Annotated in this window: 18 protein-coding genes, 4 tRNA genes and 1 riboswitch; all 22 genes read right to left on the bottom strand. The window is 69.0% G+C overall.

Annotation, left to right across the window (positions count from 1 at the left end):
* Positions 1 to 44: 44 nt before the first annotated feature.
* A complete protein-coding gene (locus LTH93_RS02165) occupies positions 45 to 1,511 on the bottom strand; it encodes a glutamate synthase subunit beta (RefSeq protein ID WP_241469942.1) in 1,467 nt (488 codons plus the stop codon).
* On the bottom strand, positions 1,504 to 6,147 hold the full coding sequence (gene gltB / locus LTH93_RS02170) for a glutamate synthase large subunit (RefSeq protein ID WP_241469943.1): 4,644 nt from the start codon (positions 6,145 to 6,147) through the stop codon (positions 1,504 to 1,506). Before gltB ends, LTH93_RS02165 begins: the two co-directional genes overlap by 8 nt.
* A 338-nt stretch (positions 6,148 to 6,485) precedes the next feature.
* On the bottom strand, positions 6,486 to 7,736 hold the full coding sequence (lgt, locus tag LTH93_RS02175; protein WP_241469944.1) for a prolipoprotein diacylglyceryl transferase: 1,251 nt from the start codon (positions 7,734 to 7,736) through the stop codon (positions 6,486 to 6,488).
* Positions 7,737 to 7,867: 131 nt separating this feature from the next.
* Positions 7,868 to 7,972: a methionine/alanine import family NSS transporter small subunit gene (locus LTH93_RS02180; RefSeq protein ID WP_241464360.1), complete on the bottom strand. Its 105-nt coding sequence runs from the start codon at positions 7,970 to 7,972 to the stop codon at positions 7,868 to 7,870.
* A complete protein-coding gene (locus LTH93_RS02185) occupies positions 7,972 to 9,558 on the bottom strand; it encodes a sodium-dependent transporter (protein ID WP_241464359.1) in 1,587 nt (528 codons plus the stop codon). The genes LTH93_RS02180 and LTH93_RS02185 overlap by 1 nt, the downstream gene beginning before the upstream one ends.
* On the bottom strand, positions 9,555 to 10,421 hold the full coding sequence (gene trpA, locus LTH93_RS02190; RefSeq protein WP_241469945.1) for a tryptophan synthase subunit alpha: 867 nt from the start codon (positions 10,419 to 10,421) through the stop codon (positions 9,555 to 9,557). The genes LTH93_RS02185 and trpA overlap by 4 nt, the downstream gene beginning before the upstream one ends.
* Complete coding sequence (trpB, locus tag LTH93_RS02195; RefSeq protein WP_241469946.1) at positions 10,418 to 11,734, bottom strand: tryptophan synthase subunit beta; 1,317 nt, start codon at positions 11,732 to 11,734, stop codon at positions 10,418 to 10,420. Before trpB ends, trpA begins: the two co-directional genes overlap by 4 nt.
* Positions 11,735 to 11,849: 115 nt before the next feature.
* Positions 11,850 to 12,653 (bottom strand): indole-3-glycerol phosphate synthase TrpC, encoded by an 804-nt coding sequence (gene trpC, locus LTH93_RS02200; protein ID WP_241469947.1) that lies wholly within the window; start codon positions 12,651 to 12,653, stop codon positions 11,850 to 11,852.
* The gene (locus LTH93_RS02205) at positions 12,654 to 13,034 is read right to left on the bottom strand and encodes an HGxxPAAW family protein (RefSeq protein WP_241464355.1); all 381 of its coding nucleotides are present in this window, start codon (positions 13,032 to 13,034) and stop codon (positions 12,654 to 12,656) included.
* Between the two features lie 127 nt (positions 13,035 to 13,161).
* The gene (locus LTH93_RS02210; protein ID WP_241469948.1) at positions 13,162 to 13,917 is read right to left on the bottom strand and encodes a Trp biosynthesis-associated membrane protein; all 756 of its coding nucleotides are present in this window, start codon (positions 13,915 to 13,917) and stop codon (positions 13,162 to 13,164) included.
* Positions 13,914 to 15,629: a chorismate-binding protein gene (locus tag LTH93_RS02215; RefSeq protein ID WP_241469949.1), complete on the bottom strand. Its 1,716-nt coding sequence runs from the start codon at positions 15,627 to 15,629 to the stop codon at positions 13,914 to 13,916. The genes LTH93_RS02210 and LTH93_RS02215 overlap by 4 nt, the downstream gene beginning before the upstream one ends.
* On the bottom strand, positions 15,622 to 15,990 hold the full coding sequence (gene hisI / locus LTH93_RS02220; RefSeq protein WP_241469950.1) for a phosphoribosyl-AMP cyclohydrolase: 369 nt from the start codon (positions 15,988 to 15,990) through the stop codon (positions 15,622 to 15,624). The genes LTH93_RS02215 and hisI overlap by 8 nt, the downstream gene beginning before the upstream one ends.
* Positions 15,991 to 15,997: 7 nt before the next feature.
* Complete coding sequence (gene hisF / locus LTH93_RS02225) at positions 15,998 to 16,762, bottom strand: imidazole glycerol phosphate synthase subunit HisF (protein WP_241464351.1); 765 nt, start codon at positions 16,760 to 16,762, stop codon at positions 15,998 to 16,000.
* Positions 16,763 to 16,776: 14 nt separating this feature from the next.
* Positions 16,777 to 17,628, bottom strand: a complete 852-nt coding sequence (hisG, locus tag LTH93_RS02230; RefSeq protein ID WP_241464350.1) for an ATP phosphoribosyltransferase — start codon at positions 17,626 to 17,628, stop codon at positions 16,777 to 16,779.
* Between the two features lie 59 nt (positions 17,629 to 17,687).
* A complete protein-coding gene (locus LTH93_RS02235; protein WP_241464349.1) occupies positions 17,688 to 17,951 on the bottom strand; it encodes a phosphoribosyl-ATP diphosphatase in 264 nt (87 codons plus the stop codon).
* Positions 17,952 to 17,965: 14 nt separating this feature from the next.
* Entirely contained in the window at positions 17,966 to 18,466 is a 501-nt protein-coding gene (gene ribH, locus LTH93_RS02240; protein WP_241464348.1) for a 6,7-dimethyl-8-ribityllumazine synthase, read from the bottom strand.
* Positions 18,467 to 18,571: 105 nt separating this feature from the next.
* Positions 18,572 to 20,632 carry a 3,4-dihydroxy-2-butanone-4-phosphate synthase gene (gene ribB, locus LTH93_RS13375; RefSeq protein WP_370642637.1) on the bottom strand — a complete coding sequence of 687 codons (2,061 nt, stop codon included), beginning with the start codon at positions 20,630 to 20,632 and terminating at the stop codon, positions 18,572 to 18,574.
* Complete coding sequence (gene ribD / locus LTH93_RS02255) at positions 20,614 to 21,690, bottom strand: bifunctional diaminohydroxyphosphoribosylaminopyrimidine deaminase/5-amino-6-(5-phosphoribosylamino)uracil reductase RibD (RefSeq protein ID WP_241469951.1); 1,077 nt, start codon at positions 21,688 to 21,690, stop codon at positions 20,614 to 20,616. The genes ribB and ribD overlap by 19 nt, the downstream gene beginning before the upstream one ends.
* 110 nt (positions 21,691 to 21,800) lie before the next feature.
* Positions 21,801 to 21,943, bottom strand: a riboswitch (FMN riboswitch).
* A gap of 220 nt (positions 21,944 to 22,163) precedes the next feature.
* A tRNA-Gly gene (locus tag LTH93_RS02260) sits at positions 22,164 to 22,237 on the bottom strand.
* Positions 22,238 to 22,291: 54 nt separating this feature from the next.
* Positions 22,292 to 22,363, bottom strand: a tRNA-Val gene (locus LTH93_RS02265).
* 111 nt (positions 22,364 to 22,474) lie between these two features.
* A tRNA-Cys gene (locus LTH93_RS02270) sits at positions 22,475 to 22,545 on the bottom strand.
* A gap of 122 nt (positions 22,546 to 22,667) precedes the next feature.
* Positions 22,668 to 22,741, bottom strand: a tRNA-Gly gene (locus LTH93_RS02275).
* Positions 22,742 to 22,859 lie beyond the last annotated feature (118 nt).

The following is a 22,859-nucleotide window of genomic DNA, read 5'->3' on the forward strand; positions in this document are numbered from 1 at the left end:
GCACGACACTGGACCAGGATGGTTCGTGCTCGAGCCTATAACAGTCAGCCTGTGAGTGAAATGGCACGATCCGAGGGCTTGACCGGGGCCGGAAGCCTGGTCGCGCCTTCGAGATATTCATCCACCTTCGCGGCTGCTGCGCGGCCCTCCGCGATGGCCCAGACCACCAGGGAGGCTCCACGTCCGGCGTCGCCGACGGCGAAGACGCCCTCCACGGAGGTCTGGTAGTCCTCCGCCCGGGTGATGTTCCCGCGGCGGTCGAAGTCGAGGGAGAGCTGCTCGGTGAGCGTGTCAGATTCCGCCCCGGTGAATCCCAGGGCGAGCAGCACCAGGTCAGCGGGGATCTCGTGCTCACTGTCGGGCTTGGGCGAGCGGGAGCCGTCGGGGTTGTACTGGGTCTCGGCGACCTTCAGGGCGCGCACGTGGCCGAGCTCATCGGCGACGAACTCCACGGTCGAGGCCAGGTAGCTGCGCTCCCCGCCCTCCTCGTCGGCGCTGGTGAGTTCGAAGACCCGCGGGTCCATCGGCCAGGGCTCATTCTCGGGACGCTCCGAGGGGAGCTCCTTGCCGATGGCCAGGGTGGTCACCGAGGCCGCTCCGTGGCGGTGGGCGGTGCCGATGCAGTCGGCGCCGGTGTCACCGCCGCCGAGGACCACGACGTGCTTGCCGTCGGCGCGGATCTGGTCGGCGACCTCGTCTCCGGAGGTGGCCTTGTTGGACTGGACCAGGTACTCCATGGCGAAGTGGACCCCGTCGAGTTCGCGCCCGGTGATGCCCAGGTCGCGCGGGACCATGGCGCCGGTGGCCAGGATCACGGCGTCGTAGCTGGCCTCCAGGGCGTCCCAGGTGATGTCGGCGCCGATCTCGGTGGAGGTGTAGAAGCGGGTGCCCTCGGCGCGCATCTGGTCGATGCGGAACTCCACGTGGTGCTTCTCCATCTTGAAGTCCGGGATGCCATAGCGCAGCAGCCCGCCGAGCCGGTCGTCGCGCTCGTAGACGGCCACGGTGTGCCCGGCGCGGGTGAGCTGCTGGGCGGCGGCGAGGCCTGCCGGGCCGGAGCCCACCACGGCGACGGTCTTGCCGGTGAGCCGCTGGGGCAGAACCGGTTCGACGTAGCCGCGAGCGATCGCCTCATCGGCGATGGAGACCTCGGACTGCTTGATCGTCACTGCGGGCTGGTTGATCCCCAGCACGCAGGAGGTCTCACAGGGTGCCGGGCAGATCCGCCCGGTGAACTCCGGGAAGTTGTTGGTCATGTGCAGCCGGGAGGAGGCCTCCTCCCACTGGTCGCGCCAGATCAGGTCGTTCCACTCCGGGATCAGGTTCCCGAGCGGGCAGCCGGTGTGGCAGAAGGCGATGCCGCAGTCCATGCAGCGGCTGGCCTGGGTCTGTACGATGCCGCGCTCGTTGCGGTCATAGACCTCGTTGAAGTCCATGATTCGGACCGGGATGGGGCGAGAGGGCCGGTCCTGGCGCTCTCGGTGCTTCAGGAATCCACGCGGATCAGCCACGGGTCGCCTCCAGAATCTTCTGCCATGCTGCGTCGCCATCGGGATCCAGGCCCTCGTCGAGGGCGCTGGAGCGGGCGCGGAGCACGGCGTCGTAGTTGCGCGGGAGCACCTTGGTGATGCGCGAATAGGTGGTCTCAAGGTCGTCGAGGAGGGCTTCGGCCACGGTGCTGCCGGTCTCCTCGTGATGGCGGCGCAGCAGGTCGCCGATGATGGCGCGATCCTCCTCATCGGGCTCGAGCAGCAGCAGGTCCCCGTTGATGCGGGCCTGCGAGTTGATCTTCTCCTCGTCGAAGTCCACCAGGAACGCGGTGCCTCCGGACATGCCTGCCCCGAAGTTGCGTCCGGTGGGTCCCAGGATGAGCGCCTGACCGCCGGTCATGTACTCACAGCCGTGGTCGCCGATTCCTTCGACCACGGCGGTGGCGCCGGAGTTGCGCACCAGGAAGCGTTCGCCGACCTGGCCGCGCAGGAACATCTCGCCGGCGGTGGCGCCGTAGCCGATCACGTTGCCGGCGATGACGTTCTTCTCGGCCACCAGCGGGGCCGAGGGGTCCGGGTGGGCGATGATCCGCCCGCCGGAGAGTCCCTTGCCCACGTAGTCGTTGGCGTCCCCGGCCAGGTGCAGGGTGATCCCGTGGGGAAGGAAGGCCCCGAGGGACTGGCCCGCCTCACCGGTGAGCTCGACGACGATGGTGTTGTTCTCCAGCATCTTCAGCCCCTGCGCCTTGGTCACCTCGTGGCCGAGCATGGTGCCCACCGAGCGGTCGGTGTTGATGACCTTCTTCTCGATGTGGACCTTCTCGCCGTGGGAGATGGCCGAACCGGCGAGTTCGATGAGACCCATGTCGAAGTGCTTCTCCAGCTCGTGGTCCTGCCCGCGGGTGCGGCGCAGCATCGAGGCGGTCACCGGGTCGTTGGGGTCGTAGCTGTCCAGCACGGCGCCGAGGTCGAGCCCGGTGGTCTTCCAGTGCCGCTTGGCGTCGTCCATGTCGATGGCGTCGACGTGGCCGATCGCCTCGTCCAGGGTGCGGAAGCCCAGTTCGGCCAGGTATTCGCGCACCTCCTGGGCGACGAACTCGAAGAAGTTCACCACGTGGTCGGCCTGACCGGTATAGCGGTCGCGCAGCACCGGGTTCTGCGTGGCCACGCCCACCGGGCAGGTGTCCAGGTGGCAGACCCGCATCATGATGCAGCCCGAGACCACCAGCGGGGCGGTGGCGAAGCCGTACTCCTCGGCACCGAGCAGCGCCGCGATGACCACGTCACGGCCGGTCTTGAGCTGACCGTCCACCTGCACGGTGACGCGTTCGCGCAGCCCGTTGAGCATCAGCGTCTGCTGCGCCTCGGCCAGCCCGAGCTCCCAGGGGGTGCCCGCGTGCTTGAGCGAGTTCAGCGGCGAGGCGCCGGTGCCGCCGTCGTGCCCGGAGATCAGCACGACGTCGGCCTTGGCCTTGGTCACGCCGGCCGCCACGGTGCCCACTCCGTGCAGGGAGACCAGCTTCACGTGGACCCGGGCGCCGGTGTTGGCGCGCTTGAGGTCGAAGATCAGCTGGGCCAGGTCCTCGATGGAGTAGATGTCGTGGTGCGGCGGCGGGGAGACCAGCGCGACGCCGGGGGTGGAGTGCCGGGTCTCGGCCACCCAGGGGTAGACCTTCTTGCCCATGAGCTGGCCGCCCTCGCCGGGCTTGGCACCTTGGGCCATCTTGATCTGCAGGTCATCGGCGTGGGTGAGGTACTGGCTGGTGACGCCGAAGCGTCCGGAGGCGATCTGCTTGACCGCCGAGCGCCGCTCGGGGTCCTCCAGCCGGGCCGGGTGCTCGCCTCCCTCACCGGTGTTCGAGCGTGCGCCGAGCCGGTTCATCGCGATCGCGAGCGTCTCGTGGGCCTCCTGGGAGATGGAGCCGTAGCTCATCGCCCCGGTGTTGAACCGTTTGACGATCTCGGCGACCGATTCGACCTCTTCGATGGGCACCGGCGGGCGCTCGGAGCTGAGCTTGAAGAGTCCGCGCAGGGTCAGCAGCGCCTCGGACTGGTCATCGATGGCCTTGGAGTACTGCTTGAAGATGTCGTAGCGGCGGGTCTTTGTGGAGTGCTGCAGCTTGAAGACGGTCTGCGGGTTGAACAGGTGCGGCGGGCCTTCGCGGCGCCACTGGTACTCGCCGCCGATCTCGAGCTCGTTGCCCCGGCCGAGGTCGTTGCCGTCGGCCGGGTAGGCGCGCGCGTGCCGCTCGAGGGTCTCGGTGGAGAGCACGTCGAGCCCCACCCCGCCCATGGGCGAGTGGGTGCCGGAGAAGTACTGGTCCACCACGTTCTGGGCCAGGCCCACGGCTTCGAAGGTCTGCGCGCCGCAGTAGGAGGCGACGGTGGAGATGCCCATCTTGGACATGATCTTCAGCACGCCCTTGCCCAGCGCGGTGAGCAGGTTGTGCACCGCCTGCTCCTCGTCGACCGCGGTCAGGTCGCCGCGGCGGACCATGTCCTCGGCGGTCTCCATGGCCAGGTAGGGGTTCACCGCTGCGGCGCCGTAGCCGATCAGGCAGGCCACGTGGTGGACCTCACGCACGTCTCCGGCCTCCACGATCAGCGAGACCTTGGTGCGGTTGGCGGACTTCAGCAGGTGGTGGTGGATCGCGGAGAGCACCAGCAGCGACGGGATCGGCGCCCACTGGGCGTTGGAGTCGCGGTCGGAGATCACGATGTAGCTGACCCCGCGGTTGACCGCGGCGGAGACCTTCTCGCAGATCTCGCGGATCCGCTGGCGCAGCTCTTCCTCCCTGGACCCGGCGCGGTAGAGCGCGCGGACCTTCAGTGCGATCTTCGCGCCGTCCTCGTTGCGGATGTTAGCGATCTTGGCGAGCTCGTCGTTGTTGATCACCGGGAAGTCCAGGGCGACCTGCCGGGAGCGGACCTGCTCGTTGGAGAGCAGGTTGCCGTTGGGACCGATGTGCAGCGCCAGGGAGGTGACCAGCTCCTCCCGGATGGCGTCCAGCGGCGGGTTGGTCACCTGGGCGAAGGTCTGCATGAAGTAGTCGAAGAGCAGCCGGGGCCGGTCGGCGAGCACCGCGATGGGGGTGTCGGTGCCCATGGCGCCCAGCGGCTCCGCGCCGGCGGTGGCCATCGGCCCGATCAGCACGCGGAGCTCTTCGTGGGTGTAGCCGAAGGTCTGCTGGCGCAGCCGGACCGACTCGGAGGGGTGGCGGACGTGCAGCCGCTCCGGGAGGTCGGCGAGCTTGACCAGGTTCTCCTGGACCCAGTCGGCCCAGGGTGCCGAGGAGGCGAGATCGGCCTTGATCTCCGCATCTTCGATGATCCGGCCCTCAACGGTGTCGAGCAGCAGCATCATGCCCGGGGCGACACGGCCCTTGCGCACGATGGAAGAGGGCTCCAGGTCCAGGACACCGACCTCGGAGGACATCACGACCAGGCCGTCGTCGGTGACCCAGTAGCGGGCCGGGCGCAGTCCGTTGCGGTCGAGCATCGCGCCGACCTGCTGACCGTCGGTGAAGGCGATCGCGGCGGGGCCGTCCCAGGCCTCCATGAGCTGCGCGTGGTACTGGTAGAACGCCCGGAGATCGGGGTCCATGGTCTCGTGGTTCTCCCAGGCCTCGGGGATCATCATCCGCATCGCCTGGGCCAGCGGCCGGCCGGAGAGCATCAGCAGCTCGGCGGCCTCGTCGAAGCTGGTGGAGTCCGAGGCGCCGGGGGTGCAGATCGGGAACAGCGACTCCGGGTCCTCGCCGAGCAGCTCCGAGGCCATCATGGACTGCCGGGCGCGCATCCAGTTGCGGTTGCCCTTGACGGTGTTGATCTCGCCGTTGTGCGCGATGTTGCGCAGCGGCTGGGCCAGCGGCCAGGAGGGGAAGGTGTTGGTGGAGAAGCGGGAGTGGACGATGCCCAGGGTGGTCTTGTACCGCTCGTCCGAGAGGTCCGGGAAGAAGGGCTCCAGCTGCGCGGTGGTGAGCATCCCCTTATAGGTGATGGTCTTCGAGGACAGCGAGGGGAAGTAGACCCCGAGCCGGTTCTGTCCGCGCTTGCGCAGCCGCCATCCACGCTGGTCCAGCGTGCCCGAGCCGGACTCCTGGTAGGCGATGGAGTCCTCGGCGGCGAAGCCGAGGAAGACCTGCCGGAAGTACGGCATCGACTCCTTGGCCAGGGTGCCGATCATCGAGGCGTCCACCGGGACATCTCGCCAGCCCAGCACGATCAGGCCCTGTTCCTCGGCGAGGTCGCCGAAGCTGACGCACATCGCCTCGCGCTCGGCGGGTGACTGCGGCAGGAACGCGGTGCCGGCGAGGTACTCCCCCATCGGCGGGAGCTCGAACTCGGTGACCGCGCGGAAGAACTCGTCCGGGATCTGGGTGAGCAGCCCGGCACCGTCGCCGGTGCCCACGTCGCCGCCCACGGCGCCGCGGTGTTCGAGGTTGCGCAGCGCCACGAGGGCGTGGTCCACGATGTCGTGGCCCGGCTCGCCGCGCAGCGTGGCCACGGCGGCCATGCCGCAGTTCTCGTGCTCGTTGGCGGGGTCGTAGAGCCCAGACTTCTCAGGGAAAGCGGCAAAGCGCTGATAGGGACTCATGATCTGGAGCGGGTCTGCCGTGGCAGCCGCGCCTGTTCCCGGTGATCCGAGAGTAGACATGAAGGTCTTCCTTCCTCCGCATGCGGACGTTTCATGGGGAGGGGACATCGTCGGCCCCTTCTATGGTGCACGGTGTCTGAGCTCATTCTCCCAGTTCTTCGGGACTGTGGCGTCCCGGTCTGCGAAGAACTCCTCAGGCTCCGTCGGTCTTCGGTCCTGCATGACGCAGTCACCCTGTGACCCAGCCACACTGTGACGTTCGCGCTATACGGGGGTGTGTCCCGGCGCTTGACGGCAACGGCGCGGATTGGTCGGCGCGCCGCCGTCGTGGCCCTGGCGCTGACGCCAGGGGATGAGACCAATCTTCCAACCCTGACCTGCCGGTGGCAAGTCCGATCTCAGGATCTGGGACTGTCCGTCTCAGTCGAACCGGCAGGATCAGCACCCGGTTCGCCGCTGTCGACCGCGCCGGGAGCGGTGCTGTCAGCGGGCGTGTCGGTGGTGGTCACACCGGTCGTGTCAGCGGTAGTCACACCGGTGGTCACGCCGGTCGCGGCGGTGCCAGCACCGGGCTGCGCGGTGCCAGCACCGGGCTGCGCGGAGACGTCAGCGGTCTCCAGCGGGGCCTCGCCGGCTGCCTCTCCGGTCCTGGAGTCAGCCGCCAGCGCGGCGTGGTCCTCGGATCCGCGCGGACCCTGCCCGGGACGGTAGATCTCCATCTCCTCGGCCAGCGCCGCCTCGGTGCGCGGGCGTCGGCTCCAGAGCCAGATCAGCATGCTCAGCGCCAGCAGGAACAGGAACACCGACATCCACATGTTCAAGCGCCATTCGATGCCGAAGATGTTGATCCACTGGGTGGACTTGTTCATCTCATCCACGCGCAGCGACTCGATCCAGAAGCGACCCAGCGAGTAGTAGGCCACGTAGGTCCAGGTGAGCAGGCCCTGCTTCACGGCGAAGCGGCGGTAGAGCGCGATCAGCAGGAAGAACCCGATCAGGTTCCAGATGCTCTCGTAGAGGAAGGTGGGGTGATACAGGGTGGACTCGCTCGCGCCCAGCGGCGGCGCCTGGTGGCGCTGGGTGGTGTCGATCGCCAGACCCCAGGGAAGGTTGGTGGGAGCACCGTAGAGCTCCTGGTTGAAGTAGTTGCCCCAGCGTCCGATGGCCTGGGCCAGGATCACGCCGGGCACGATCACATCGGCGAACGCGCCGAACTTCATCCCGTAGCGACGGCAGGCGAACCAGACCCCGACGGCGCCCAGCGCGACGGCGCCGACGATGCCCAGACCGCCCAGCCAGACCTGCGGGATCAGCGAGAGGTCGCCGTTCTCCCCGAAGTACGCGTCTGGGGAGGTGATCACGTGATAGAGCCGACCGCCCACGATGCCCAGCAGCACGGCCCAGATGAGCGCGTCGAAGACGTTCTCGGGACTGCCGCCGCGTGACTTCCAGAGCCGGCTGGAGACGAAGTACGCCACCAGGATGCCCAGACCGATCGCCAGACCGTAGAACCCGATCCGCAGCGGGCCGACGATGTCGATCCCGTCTGTGGGCGGGGAGGGGAAGGCTGCGCTGATCTGCGCCGTCGCCGAGGCGGTGGCCTCAGCGGCGGTCTGCAGGGCGCTGACCGGACTTGAAGTGAGAGACACGGTGTCCTTTCGCGGTGGTGGGTCACCCTCCCCCGGCTGAGCTGGGGACGAGCTGAATTCGTGATCCGGTGCAGTCTATGGCCTGAGCCTGCTCAGTGCGACCAGCGGGCGGGGCGCACCCAGGAACGGCCCTAGGAGCGGTCCGGGTACCGCCTGAGGTGGGCGATGGCGGCTGCGAGGCCGCCCCAGACCGTGGCCAGGGCCACGATCATCATGATCAGTGCGTCGGTCTCCATCAGCTCATGCCTCCCTCTCGGTCGACGAGGTTCTCGGTCTCAGGCTCTTCCTCGAGCGCCTCGGCATGCAGCGCGGAGCCTTCTCGCCAGGGCAGAGCGGTCATCACGACGGCGGCCACCGCCACGAAGGCCAGGGCTCCCCAGCCGAAGGTCATCACGACCCAGGTGTCGAATCCGCCGTAGCCCTCGGTGACCTTGGAGCGGATGTCCATCACCAGGAGCACGCCCAGGACCACCGGGATGACCACGCCGATCAGCGACTTCCAGATCAGTCCCAGCCGGATCGAGCCGTAGGCGTTCATCCCGGCGGCCAGCACATCGAGGCGTCGGAAGCCCCAGGTGACGGCGACGACCGCGATGAAGGCTGCGGCGACGATGCCCACGTTGTTGGAGAACGCGTCGATCACGTCGAGCACCGTGAGCCCGGAGACCCCGCCGAGCAGCACCACGGAGATCAGCGCACTGGATCCTCCGACGAGGCCGACCGTCACCGGTCGGGACCAACCCGTCTTGTCCTTGACCGAGGAGATCGCCACCTCCAGCACCGAGATCTGCGAGGTGATGCCGGCCAGGGTCAGCGAGCCGAAGAAGAGCACGCCGAGCAGGGCGGAGGCCGGGGCCTCGGTGATGATGGTCGGGAAGGCGACGAAGGCCAGCCCGAGCCCGGAGGAGGCGACCTCGTCCACGGCGGTGTTCGCGGCGACGGCGATGAAGCCCAGTGCGGAGAAGACCCCGATGGCGGCGAGCAGCTCGAAGGAGGAGTTCGCGAACCCGACGACCAGTCCCGAGCCGGTGGCGTTGGACCTGCGCCGCAGATAGGAGGCGTAGGTGATCATGATGCCGAAGCCCACCGAGAGGCTGAAGAAGATCTGTCCGTAGGCCTGGATCCAGACGGTGCCGCTGGTCAGCGCGGACCAGTCGGGGGTGAACAGGGCGTTGAGCCCGGTGAGCGCTCCGTCGAGGGTGAGCGAGTAGCCGACCAGGATCAGGAACATCACGAACAGCACCGGTATCCCATACATGGAGACCCGGGCGATGCCGCGCCGCACGCCGAGCCCAAGCGCGACGAGCAGCACCATCCAGACGGCGATCAGCGGCCATCCCACCTGCGCCACGAAGTCCAGTGAGAGCCCGGAGCCTTCGGTGCCCGCCCCGTCGTACTGGAGGTATTCGGTGAAGAAGAAGCTCTCGGCATCATCGCCCCAGGCCTGGGTGAAGGAATACCAGGTGTACATGGCCGCCCAGGCGATGATGGCCGCGTAGTAGATGGAGATCAGGAAGCAGATCCCGACCTGGATCCAGCCGATCGGCTCGGCGTGCCGGTGCAGCCGCTTGAAGGCCAGCGGCGGGGACCCGCGGAACCGGTGGCCCAGGGCGTAGTCGAAGAGCAGGATCGGCAGCCCGGCGGTGAGCAGCGCGATCAGGTAGGGGATCAGGAACGCCCCGCCGCCGTTCTCGTAGGTGACGTAGGGGAAGCGCCAGATGTTCCCCAGACCCACGGCGGAGCCCACGGCCGCCAGGATGAAGACGGTCCGGGAGTTGAAGCTCTCCCGGATCCGAGTCCGTGCCGGCGTCCGTGGAGTCATCGAGGCGTCTCGGCCCCGGTGAGCTCGGCGGTCAGGGCGGCCACGGCGGCGGGGCCGCCGTCGCGCAGCGCGGCGACCAGTGCGGTGCCCACGATGACGCCGTCGGCGTAGCGGCCGATCTCCTCGACATGGGCCCGGGTGGAGACCCCGAGTCCGACGCAGACCCGCTCGGCGCCCGCGTCGCGGGCCGCGCTGACCACGCGTTCCGCGGCGTCGGAGACCTGGTCGCGGGCTCCGGTCACGCCCATCACGGAGACGCCGTAGACGAAGCCGCGGGAGGCCGAGACGATCTGCGCCACCCGTTCCGCCGAGGAGGTCGGAGCGGTGAGGAACACCCGGTCCAGTCCATGCTTCTCGGTGGCGGCGATCCAGTCGCCGCCCTCATCGGGGATCAGGTCCGGGGTGATCGCGCCGGCGCCGCCGGCCTCGGCCAGACGCCGGGCGAACTCGTCGGCGCCCATCCGGTCGATCAGGTTGTAGTACGTCATCACCAGCACCGCGGCGTCGGTCGCCTCGACCACGGCCGCCACGATCTCGAAGACCTCGGGCAGCCGGAATCCACGGGCCAGCACCTCGGTGGTGGCCTGCTGGATGACCGGGCCGTCCATGACCGGATCGGAGTAGGGAACCCCGATCTCGATCACGTCGGCGCCGTTGCGAGCCAGCTCGATGGCGGCCGCGATGGAGGTCTCCTTGTCCGGGTAGCCGGCCGGCAGGTAGCCGATGAAGGCGGCCCGGCCCTGCGCGCGGGCGGCCTCGATCGCGTCCGCGGTCTTGGAGGGGGCGATGGTGGATGGGGCGGTCGTGGAGGTGGCCTGGGACACCGGTGCGCTCGACTGGGCGGGGGTGGCTTCGGTGCTCATGACTGGACTCCCGTCTCGGGTGCTTCGGAGGCGCTGTCGCCGGTGCGCTGCTGCGCCTCGGCTTCGGCGATCGGGTCGTTGGCCTGGCCCGGGAGCAGCCGGAACCATTCGGCGGCGGTCTCCACGTCCTTGTCGCCGCGCCCGGAGAGGTTGATGATGATGATCTTGCCTTCGCCGTCCGCGCCCCATTTGCGGGAGAGCCGGGCCGCACCGGCCAGCGCGTGCGCCGATTCGATGGCAGGGATGATGCCTTCGGTGCGGCAGAGCAGCTCGAAGGAGGCCATGCACTCGGCGTCGGTCACCGGCTCGTAGATGGCGCGTCCGGTCTCGGCGAGGTACGCGTGCTCAGGACCGACCGAGGGGTAGTCCAGGCCGGCGGAGATCGAATGTGAGTCCACGGTCTGGCCGTCCTCGTCCTGCATCAGGAAGGAACGCGCACCGTGCAGCACGCCGGAGCGGCCCAGCGTGATGGCCGAGGCGTGCCGGCCGGTCTCGATCCCGTCGCCGCCGGCCTCGAAGCCGTAGAGCGCCACCTCGGGATCGTCGAGGAACCCGTGGAAGAGGCCCATCGCATTCGAGCCGCCGCCCACGCAGGCCGCCACGGCGTCGGGCAGGCGTCCTTCCATGGCGAGGATCTGTTCACGGGCCTCGTCGCCGATCACCTGGTGGAACCAGCGGACCATCTCGGGGAACGGGTGCGGGCCGGCCACGGTGCCCAGCAGGTAGTGGGTGTGCTCCACCGAGGCCACCCAGTCGCGCAGCGCCTCGTTGATGGCGTCCTTCAACGTCTTCGCGCCGTGGTCCACCGGGATCACCTCGGCGCCGAGCAGCCGCATCCGGGCCACGTTCAGCGCCTGCCGGCGGGTGTCCTCGGAGCCCATGTAGACCACACAGTCCATGCCCATCAGCGCGGCGGCGGTGGCGGTGGCGACGCCGTGCTGGCCTGCGCCGGTCTCGGCGATCAGCCGGGTCTTGCCCATGCGCTTGGCGAGCAGCGCCTGACCCAGCACGTTGTTGATCTTGTGCGAGCCGGTGTGGTTGAGGTCCTCGCGCTTGAGGAAGATCCGGGCGGGGCCGGCCTCGGCGGCGAAGCGTGAGACCTCGGTCAGCAGCGAGGGGCGCCCGGTGTAGTCCCGGCCGAGGCGGTGGACCTCGGCGAGGAACTCCGGATCCTGCTTCGCCTCACGGAAGGTCTGTTCCACCTCATCAAGGGCGGCGACGAGCGATTCCGGCATCCAGCGTCCGCCGAAGTTCCCGAAATAGGGCCCTTCGTGGTCGCGGTACTTCTGTGTCTCCTCAGCGGGAGCGCTCATGGTCTCTCCTCGATGTTCTCCGCCGCTCTGGTCATCCAGCACGGCGCCGGTGGAATTCTGCGTCGCCCGAGAAGGGCGGATGCTCAGACCTGCTGAAGCTCTGCGTGGACGAAGCTCAGACGAGGCTTGCGGTGCGGAAGCTGCGCAGCGCCGTCTCCGGCTCGCCGTCCTTGACCAGGGCCTCTCCGACCAGGACGGCGTCGGCGCCCTGGGCGGAGTAGTCGGCGACCACCTGCGCGGAGGTCACGCCGGATTCGGCGATCCGCACCACATCCTCGGGCAGGTGCTGGGCCATCGTGGCGTAGTGCGCGACGTCGACCTCCAGGGTCTTGAGGTTGCGCACGTTGACTCCGACGATCTTGGCGCCCAGCGCGACGGCGCGCGCGATCTCTTCCTCGGTGTGCGCCTCGACCAGGGCTTCCATGCCCAGGTCGTGGGTCAGGGCGAGGAAGTCACGCAGCGTGTCGTCGTCGAGGGCCGCGACGATGAGCAGCACCAGGTCCGCGCCGTGGGCGCGGGCCTCGTAGAACTGGTACTCCTCGACCATGAAGTCTTTGCGCAGCACCGGGATCTCCACGGCGGCGCGCACCGCGTCGAGGTCGGCCAGGCTGCCGTTGAAGCGCCGTCCTTCGGTGAGCACGCTGATCACTGCGGCCCCGCCGTCCTGGTAGGACCGGGCGAGCTTGGCCGGATCGGGGATCTCGGCCAGCGCACCCTTCGAGGGTGAGGAGCGCTTCACCTCGGCGATGATCCGCACGCCGTGCGGGTCCTCGCGTCCCGCCAGGAGCGCGGCATGGGCGTCGAGCGCGGGAGGCGCAGCGGCCGCCGCTGCGACGATCTGCTCATGCGGAACCGAGGCGCGGCGCGCCTGGAGGTCTTCGCGGACCCCTGCAATGATCGAGTCGAGGACGCTCACCATTCAGCGTGCGGCGGTTTCTGGCCGCCGCTTGTCCTTGCCGCCGCGGGTGTTGTCCGGGCTGGCCGGACCCTGGTGGGCACGGGCGCTCTCGCCGTTCTTGAGCACCGCTGTGGAATCCATCTCCACGCCGTAGCCCTTGGCCTTGAGCACGAGGCCCAGGATGATCGCCAGCGGGAGGAAGAGGATCGAGATCCAGACCAACACCCAGACCTCGAGCACCATGCCGAGCCCGGCGATGATCGAACCGACGATGAGGGTGAGGCTCAGCGCCCAGGCTGCAGGGGTGGAGCCGTGGCCGATGTGATCGTGATGGATGAACTCATCATCGATCTTCTCGCCGGGAGCTGGCTCGGTGTCGCGCAGAGCATTGGTGTTGGCCATTCTGGTCCTCTCTAGAACGTGCGGCAGTGCTCATTCAATTCTGCGACCCATTCTGCCACGTATGGATGCGCCTCGTCGTCGGTGACGTCGCGACGCGAAACCTTCAGCGACCAGGGCCGCCGGGGTTTCAGCGGCGGGGGTCTGTGGGGTCCTGGCCGTCGGAGAGCCCGTCCCAGAGGTCGAACTCGTCGGGTCCGGACTCGGGGCCGCCGTCACCGCGCTTCGCGGCCTGAGTCTGTGAGGTGCCCTCCTGGCCGGCCTCGACCGCCCCGCCGTCGGGGGCATCACCGTCGAGCTGGCCCTGAGCGCCGTCCTCGGCGGTGCTGACCTGGTATCTGCGGGACTTGCGGTCCGGCCAGCGATGGGAGACGACCAGCAGCGCGAGCGAGGCGATGAGCAGCAGCAGCGCGCCGATGAAGCCCAACCAGACGGCCATGCTCAGCTCGTAGCGCGCGGCGTCGGCGGTGGTGCCGGTGATGTCGCCCAGCGCCGCGGAGGCCGCATTGGCCGGGTCCGCGAGCACCGAGCGGATGGCCAGCAGCGCGATGACGGCGGCGCCGAAGAGCACCGAGCCGATGACGACGCGGCCCAGCCGCTTCGCGATCGTGACCGCGACGCCTGCGGCGAGCCCGACCAGGCCCATGGCGGTGACGGTCTCGACCAGCTCGGCGCCGGTGATGGCCACTTCCTGGACCGTGGAGGTGGAGCCCAGGCCGTAGGCGTGCACCCAGGTCATGGTGGATGAGATCAGCAGCAGCGCGCCGCCGAGCAGGGACATCAGCACCACGCCGCGACGTGTCATGATCCTGCGGAGTCGCGAGGCGATCGAGGAGCCGCGGCCTTCGGGGCCGGGGTTCTCCGGGGACGGGGTGGTCTTGCTCATGTGTGCTCCAGACGATCGGCGGCCAGCACCGCGCGCAGCGGTGCGGCGGCCTTGTTCACGGTTTCCTCACGTTCGGCGTCGTCGTCGGAATCGGCCACGATGCCTCCGCCGGCCTGCACGTAGGCCCGACCGCCCTTCAGCAGCGCGGAGCGGATCGCGATGGCGGCGTCCATCCGTCCGGAGAGGTCGAAGTAGCCGACCACTCCCCCGTAGATCCCGCGCCGGGTGGGCTCCCAGGCGTCGAGCAGCTGCAGCGCGCGCGGCTTCGGCGCCCCGGAGAGCGTGCCGGCGGGGAAGGTCGCGGAGAGCACGTCATAGGCGCTGTGCTCGGGTGCGAGTTCGCCCTGCACGTGGCTGGTCAGGTGCATCACGTGGCTGAAGCGCTCCACCGCCATGAACCGGGTGACCTGGACCGAGCCGGGAACGCAGACCTTGGCCAGGTCGTTGCGCGCCAGGTCCACCAGCATGATGTGCTCGGCGCGCTCCTTCTGGTCCGCCAGCAGGTCCTCGGCGAGCTCAGCATCCTGCCTCGGGGTCTCCCCGCGGGGGCGGGTGCCGGCGATCGGGTGGGTGATCACGGTGGTGTCCTCCACGGTGACCAGCGCCTCCGGGGAGGCCCCGACGAGCTGGTAGGGCTCGCCGTCGGGGGTCTCGAAGTGCATCAGGTACATGTACGGGCTGGGGTTCAGCAGCCGCAGCATCCGATAGACGGCGAGGGCGTCGACGTCGGTCTCGACCTCGAAACGTCGGGAGACCACGATCTGGAAGACCTCGCCGTCGATGATGGCCTGCTTGGCCTTGCCCAGGGTGGCCAGGTATTCGTTCTGGTCCCAGGCGTGGACGACCCGGTCGGTGAGGTCCTGCTTCACGGCCGCACCCCAGTGCGGCTGGGCGGTGGAGATCACCGGTGCGACCGGTTCGGCGAGCGTCGCGCTCATCCGGTGCAGCCGGGCGACGGCGTCGGCGTAGGCTCCCTCGGCGCCGGTGTCCTGGCCGTCGAAGTTGATCGCGTTGGCCACCAGGGTGACGGTGCCGTCGCGGTTGTCATGCACCGCGAGGTCCGAGACCAGGTTCATCGCCATCTCCGGGACGTGGAGGTCGTCGGTGGGCGGGTGGGGCAGCTTCTCCCAGTGTCGGATGACGTCCCAGCCGGCGTAGCCGACCAGGCCCGAAGTCAGGTGCGGCAGCTCCTCGATGAAGGGCCGACCCGGGGTCGCGCGTGCGGCGGCCTCGGCGGCTCCAGCGGCGGTGCCGTCCGGGCTGTGCGTGGCGGCGTCCGGGCTGTGCGTGGCGGCGTCCGGGCTGTGCGTGGCGGCGTCCGGGCTGTGCGTGGCGGCGTCCGGGCTGTGCGTGGCGGTGCCGGAGAGGAAGTCCAGGGTGTCGCGCAGCACCGCGGCGGTGGTGCCCTCGCGCGGAGTCCCGACCGGGGGCTCCCCGATCCAGTGTGCGGCGCCGTCCTTCTCGCTGAGCGTGGCGGAGGAGCTCACGCCGATGAAGGAGTGCCGGGACCAGGCGGCGCCGGGGGCGGCGGACTCCATCAGGAAGGTGCCCGGGCGGGCGGCTCCGGCGTCGTCGGTGGCCAGCGCCCGGTAGATGCTCAGCGGGGTGTGGGAGTCGGCGAGCAGCGTCATGGACACCGGGATCACCCGGTGATCGTGGGCCAGCTCGAGGAACTCCTTCGCTCCGGGGACCACGGTGCCGAGGTCATGCATCGGTGATCTCCCGTCCGGTGAAACAGGCGGTGGTGCCGGTGTGGCAGGCCGGTCCGGACTGCTGGACCCGCATCAGCACGGTGTCGCCGTCGCAGTCCAGCGCGAGCGAGACCACCTGCTGCACGTTGCCGGAGGTCGCACCCTTGCGCCAGAGCTCCTGGCGGGACCGGGAGAAGTAGACGCCCTGTCGGGTGGCCAGGGTGATCCCCAGCGCCTCCTCGTTCATCCAGGCCAGCATCAGCACCTCGGAGGTCTCGGCGTCCTGGGTGATCACCGGCACGAGTCCGTCGGCGTTGAAGCGCACGGCCTCGCGCACCGCCCGTGGGAGGAGTGGCATCTCGGCTTCTTCGCTGCTGCTCATGCGGACCTCATCTCACCGGGTATCCGGCGGATCGAATGGCGTCTTTGACCTGGGCGATCATGTCATCGGGCCCGAAGTGGAACATCGAGGCGGCCAGCACCGCATCGGCGCCGGCCGCGATGGCGGGCGGGAAGTGGGCCGGGACTCCGGCGCCGCCGGAGGCGATCAGCGGGACCCGGGTCACCGCGCGCACCGCGGAGATCATCTCGGTGTCGAAGCCGTCGCGGGTGCCGTCGGCGTCGATGGAGTTCAGCAGGATCTCCCCCACCCCGCGCTCGGCCGCGTCGCGGCACCACGCCAGCGCGTCGATCCCGGTGCCGGTGCGGCCGCCGTGGGTGGTGACCTCGAAGCCGGATTCGGTGGCGTCGCTGCGCCGGGCGTCGAGGGAGAGCACCAGGACCTGGTTGCCGAAGCGGCCGACGATCTCGTTGATCACCTCGGGGCGGGACACCGCGGCGGTGTTGATCGAGACCTTGTCGGCCCCGGTGCGCAGCAGCCGGTCCACATCTTGGGGCGAGCGGATGCCTCCGCCGACGGTGAGCGGGATGAAGACCTCTTCGGCGGTGCGGGTGACCACGTCGTAGGTGGTCTCCCGGTCGGCCGAGGAGGCGGTGACGTCGAGGAAGGTCAGCTCGTCGGCGCCGGCCCGGTTGTAGCGGTGGGCCAGCTCCACCGGGTCACCGGCGTCGCGGAGGTTCTCGAAGTTGACCCCCTTGACCACGCGACCGGCGTCGACGTCGAGACAGGGGATGACTCGGATTGAAAGTGTCATCTGCTGTCCCGCGATCAGATGCGGCAGGCGTGGATGGAGGAGACCAGGATCGCGCGGGCGCCGAGCTCGTAGAGCTCGTCCATCAGCTGGTTGGTCTTCTTGGCGGGGACCATCGAGCGCACGGCCACCCAGTTCTCGTCCGCCAGCGGAGAGATGGTCGGCGATTCCAGGCCCGGGGTGATCGCGGCGGCCGCCGGCAGCAGGTCCCGGTGCACGTCGTAGTCCATCATCACGTACTGGGCGGCGACCATCACGCCCTGCAGACGGCGGATGAGCCGGTCCAGGCCCTCGGGGTGCTGGTCGCGGCCGGAGATCAGGATCGCCTCGGAGCGCATGATCGGCTCGCCGAAGGTCTCCATCCCGGCGGCCTTGAGCGTGTTGCCGGTCTCGACCACGTCGGCGATGGCGTCGGCCACGCCGAGCCGCACGGAGGTCTCGACCGCGCCGTCGAGGTGGACGACCTCGACGTCGGGCACGCCCTGGTCCTGGAACCACTGGGCCAGCAGGCCGTCGTAGCTGGTGGCCACCCGGGTGCCGGCGAGGTCTGCGGCGCTGGTGAATCGTCCGGCGGGTCCGGCCAGGCGGAAGGTGGACTTGCCGAAGCCCAGCCCGAGGACCTCTTCGGCGCCGTGGTCCACCCGGGCGTCCTGGAAGAGGTCGCGGCCGGTCAGGCCGACGTCGAGGGTGCCGGCGCCGACGTAGACGGCGATGTCGCGGGGCCGCAGGTAGAAGAACTCCACCCCGTTCTCCTCATCGAGCATGACCAGTTCGCGCCGGTCGCGGCGCTGGACGTAGCCAGCCTCGGAGAGCATCTCCATGGCGGCCTCGGAGAGGGCGCCCTTGTTCGGAACAGCAATGCGCAGCATAGGGATCTCGTCTTTTCGTGTGCAGGTGACGGCGGTGTCGGCGAACTCGCCCGGGAGGTTCAGAGGTACTTGTAGACGTCCTCGGGAGCGATGCCCTTGGCGATCATCATGACCTGCAGATGGTAGAGCAGCTGGGAGATCTCCTCGGCGGTCTCCGCATCACTCTGATACTCGGCCGCCATCCAGACCTCGGCGGCCTCTTCGACGACCTTCTTGCCGATCTGATGGACGCCTGCATCGAGGGCTGCGACGGTGCCTGAACCCTCCGGACGGGTCTCGGCCTTCTGGGCAAGTTCGGCGTAGAGCTGATCGAAGGTTTTCACCGCTCCAGGGTATCTCACCGGTTCAGCGCGGCGATCTCCACGGCTGCGGCGACGGCGGCGTGGGCCGCCTCGAAGCCCTTGTCCTCCTTGGAGCCCTCCAGACCGGCGCGGTCCAGCGCCTGCGCCTCGTCGTCGCAGGTGAGCAGTCCGAAGCCGACCGGGGTGCCGGTGCTCAGCGCGACCTGGCTCAGACCGTCGGTGGCGGCGGTGCAGACATAGTCGAAATGCGGGGTCCCGCCGCGGATCACCACGCCCAAGGCGACGACGACGTCGAAGCTCCTCGCGGCATGGGAGGCGATCACCGGCAGCTCGAAGGAGCCGGGAGCCCGGATCACGGTGACGTGCTCAAGACCGATCTCCGCGCAGAAGCGGCGCGAGCCGGCGATCAGCCCGTCCATGACCACCTCATGCCAGCGCGAGGCGACGACGGCGACGCGCAGGTCCTGCTCGGCGGCAGCGGTGCGCAGCGCCGCCAGCTCGGAGGTCTCGATCTGGGGTGTTCCGGTGCCGCTCATGCGGGCTCCTCTGCTGTGGTGGTCGGTGTCATGGGGATCACTGCCGGTCAGGTGTCACTGTTCGTGACATCTCGCTGTTCGTGACATCTCAGGGTTCGTGACGTCTCACTGCTCGTGCAGCTGGAGGTGGTCCAGCGTGTGGTTCATCCGGTCCCGCTTGGTCTCCAGGTACCGGCGGTTGGTCGCGTGCACCACCCCGGTGGAGGGCGCCAGCTCGACGTCGAGCCCGGCGCTGCGCAGGGTCTGCACCTTGAGCGGGTTGTTCGTCATCAGCCGCAGCCGGCGGATGCCGGCGGCGTAGAGGATCGCAGCGGCGCCGGAGAAGTCGCGCAGCTCCGCGGCCAGCCCCAGCATCTCGTTGGCCTCCACGGTGTCCGCGCCCTGCTCCTGGAGCTTATAGGCGCGCATCTTGTTGGCCAGACCGATCCCGCGGCCCTCGTGGCCGCGCAGATACAGCAGGTGCCCGCCGTCGTGCTGGATGGACTCCAGCGCGGAGGCCAGCTGAGTGCCGCAGTCGCAGCGCCGGGAGCCCAGCACGTCTCCGGTGACGCACTCCGAGTGCATCCGGATCAGCGGCCGCGTGGTGGCCTCATTGCCCTCACCGGGAGCCTCGGAGCGGGCGGAGATGAGCATGTGCTCGTGTCCGGTGGCGTGCTCGGTCCAGACCTGGGCGGCGAAGACTCCGTGATCGGTGGGCAGGGTGACCACCGGTCCGGGGGTCACCAGCTTGGACAGCTCGTCGCCGGGCGCCTCCCAGCTGGCGGCCACCGAGTCCATCGCGGTGCCCGGCTTGGGGGTGCCGCCGCGGTAGACGATCAGATCGGCGATCGAGATCAGCGCATACTCGTGCTCATCGGCGAACTTGCGCAGCGCGGGCAGGCGCATCATCCGGCCGTCGTCGTGGGTCAGCTCGGCGATGACGCCGACCTCGGGGAGCCCGGCGAGCCGGCAGAGGTCGACGGCGGCCTCGGTGTGGCCGTCGCGCCCGAGGACTCCCTGCGGATCGGCGATCAGCGGGAAGATGTGCCCCGGGCGGCTGAGGTCCGCCGCGGTGCTCGCCGAGTCTGCCAGCACCTTCACGGTGAGCGCCCGGTCGGCCGCGCTGATCCCGGTGCTGACCCCGATGGTCGCGTCGGCGCTGATCGTGTACGCGGTGCCCTTGGGGTCCTCGTTGTCCACCACCATCGGGGGCAGTCCCAGGTGCTCGGCGCGTTCAGCGGTCATCGGGGTGCAGATCACGCCGGAGGTGTAGCGGATGGTCAGCGCCATCAGCTCGCTCGTGGCCATCGCGGCCGGGAAGATGATGTCGCCCTCGTTCTCCCGATCGGCGTCGTCGACGACGACCACCGGGCGCCCCGCGGCGAGCTCGTTGAGCGCGACGTCGATCCGGTCCAGCACCGGAGCAGGGGTCTCCGGCTGAGGAATCGCGGGCACCGACCCCGGCTTCTGGTCGGTCGTGGGCGGCTCATCGGCCGCACGCGGCTCGGCGGCGGAATCGGCGGATTCGACGTCCGGCGCGGCGGCAGGGGCGACGGCGGCTGTCCGGTCAGCGGCGAGGTGCTGGTCGAACTGGAGCATCCGGCGGGCGTACTTCGCCAGCACGTCGACCTCGATGTTGACCTGTTCACCGATCCCGGTGCTGCCCAGGGTGGTCTCGGCCAGCGTGGTGGGGATCAGGCCGACCTCGAACCAGGGGTCGGTCGCCCCCGGGGCGGAGACCGCGGTGACGGTCAGCGAGACCCCGTTGATCGCGATCGAGCCCTTCTCCGCGATGTACGGCGCCAGCTCGGGGCTGATCAGGAAGCGGTGCCGGCCGTCCCGGGGATCTGCCTCGATGAGCTGCGCGAGTCCGTCGACGTGTCCCTGCACCACGTGCCCGTCCAGCCGGGCGCCGGACGGCAGGCAGCGTTCAAGGTTCAGCGGGTCCCCCACCTTCAGCTGTCCCAGCGTGGTGCGCGAGAGGGTCTCGCGGATCAGCTCCACGCTGACCTGCTCGGCCTCGATGGCGACCGCAGAGACACAGACGCCGTTGACGGCGATCGAGCCGCCGAGCCCGAGCCCCTCGGTGTGTCCCGGGGCCGCGAAGCTCAGCCGCTCCACGCCCTTGGCCGGATCGAACCGACGTGTAAGGACCTCTCCCAGACCAGTCACGATTCCGGTGAACATGTATCTCCTTTCGGCTGCAGGTGCACACAGACATCGGAGTCCATGATCTGCACCGGCCCGCTCTCCGCGGGGTCAAGAGCGAAGCGGGGCGCCTCGCTCAGCGTTCTCACACCGATGTCACCGATGCTGTCACGGCCTGTTCCGAGCAGCAGCGGCGCATGGTAGGCGAATACCTCATCGACGAGATCGGCGGCGAAGAAGGCCGAGAGCACGCTCTGACCGCCTTCGACCAGGACATGCTTGATCGGGTAGCCGCCGTGAGTGGTCTGCGCGAGCTCCTGCAGGGCCGCCAGCGGGTCTCGGGTGCGCAGCTGCAGCCAGCCGTCACCCTCGGGAAGACCCTGGGTCAGCTTCATCCCCGGACGCACCGGAGTGATCCCCATCACCACCCGCAGCGGCTGACGCAGGGCGAGCTCCCCGGAGGGGGTGCGTGCGGTGAGCCGGGGGTCATCCACCGCGACGGTGTTGGTCCCGACCAGGATCGCGTCGGTCCGGCTGCGCACCATGTGGGTGTGGTCTCGTGCCGCTTTGGAGGTGATCCACTGGCTGGTGCCGTCTGCGGCGGCGATGCGCCCGTCGAGGGTCTGCGCCAGATGGGCGGTGACAAAGGGACGGGCCTGCCGGGCGGCTGCGACCCAGCGGTGGTTCAACGCCTCGCACTGCTGCGCCAGCACCCCGGAGACGACGTCGATGCCGGCGCGCCGCAGCACACCGGCTCCCCCGCCGTTGCTCGAGGGGTCCGCCGCGCCGTGGACCACACGTCCCACGCCAGCGTCGATGATCAGCTGGGTGCAGGCGGGCTGGCGGCCCTGATGTCGGCAGGGCTCGAGCGTGGAGTACAGGGTGGCGGAGCTGAGGTCCGCCCCGCCGGGGTGCTCACGGAAGAAGGAGACCAGTGCGTCACGCTCGGCGTGGAAGGTGCCGGCCCCGCGGTGGTGACCGATGCTCAGGACCTCAGACTCGGCGGAGACCAGGATCGCACCCACCAGCGGGTTGGCTCCGCGAACGCCGAGGAGGGCCGCCTCGAGGGCCTGGTGCATCACAGCTTCGTCTGGCACCGCATCGTCCTTCCCGGCGTGTCGACGCACTCCGGGGAGGCCGACGCCGCGGTGGCGTCGGTCGAGAACGAATGGCGGGCTCGCGGGGTCGCGGAAACAGCCACACGGACTCTCGTGCTTCTCCCATCCAGACTGTGACTGTCGGTACCGGAATTCCACCGGTTCAACCAAGCCATGCGCAGCGGACTGCGCATGATTCGGGTCGCGGACTATGACCGCCGGTTCGGACTTTCACCGATCCCGGAGCACGAAATGTGTAGCACCAAGTGTGCCACATGCGCGTCTCGCACGGGATCGATGCCGCTGAGGGTGAAATATCGGTTCGGCTGAGCCGTCGCGGCCGGTGAGGTGTCGCCGCGGCTGGAGCATCACGCGGGTGGAGGATCACGGCGGCGCGGACGAGACGAGAAGAGGGCCCGAGACCTGGTGGTCTCGGGCCCTCTTCATCTGCCGCCTGCCGGGCGGCCCATCTGAGCGGATGACGAGATTCGAACTCGCGACCCCCACCATGGCAAGGTGGTGCTCTAGCCAGCTGAGCTACATCCGCATGAGTTCAGGATGCCCTGCCGTCCCGGAGGACGGCCGCATTTCCTGCACTCAGTGCGCGATACTGGGATCGAACCAGTGACCTCTTCCGTGTCAGGGAAGCGCGCTACCGCTGCGCTAATCGCGCCTATGCGTGGTGTCTCCACCACCGTGGCGTGTCGTTCTGTGCTGCATCCATCATTCTGCTGTGTCACTGCATCTCGTCGCCGCCGCGTCCGGCGAACCGGATGCACCTGCGAGGTGGGGACGGGAATCGAACCCGCGTTAACGGCTTTGCAGGCCGCTGCCTCGCCACTCGGCCACCCCACCGCAGTCAACCGCCGACTTGACGAGTCTTGAGCTGACATTCAGTGGTAAGGCCTGATCAGGCCCTCACACCTTGAGAGGAACTCATAATGAATCCTCTCATACCTCACGTGCTTGATCTTACGAGCGGATGACGAGATTCGAACTCGCGACCCTCACCATGGCAAGGTGATGCTCTAGCCAGCTGAGCTACATCCGCAGTGCTGTCCCGACCGCAGTTTTTCGCGGCGTTTCAACGACTTGAAACGATAGCGCAGGTCTCGCCCGCACGTCCAATCGGGACGCGGCACCGGCCCCCGCGCCCCGGCAGGACACCG

It is taken from the genome of Nesterenkonia sp. DZ6, assembly GCF_022565835.1.
GTDB lineage: Bacteria > Actinomycetota > Actinomycetes > Actinomycetales > Micrococcaceae > Nesterenkonia.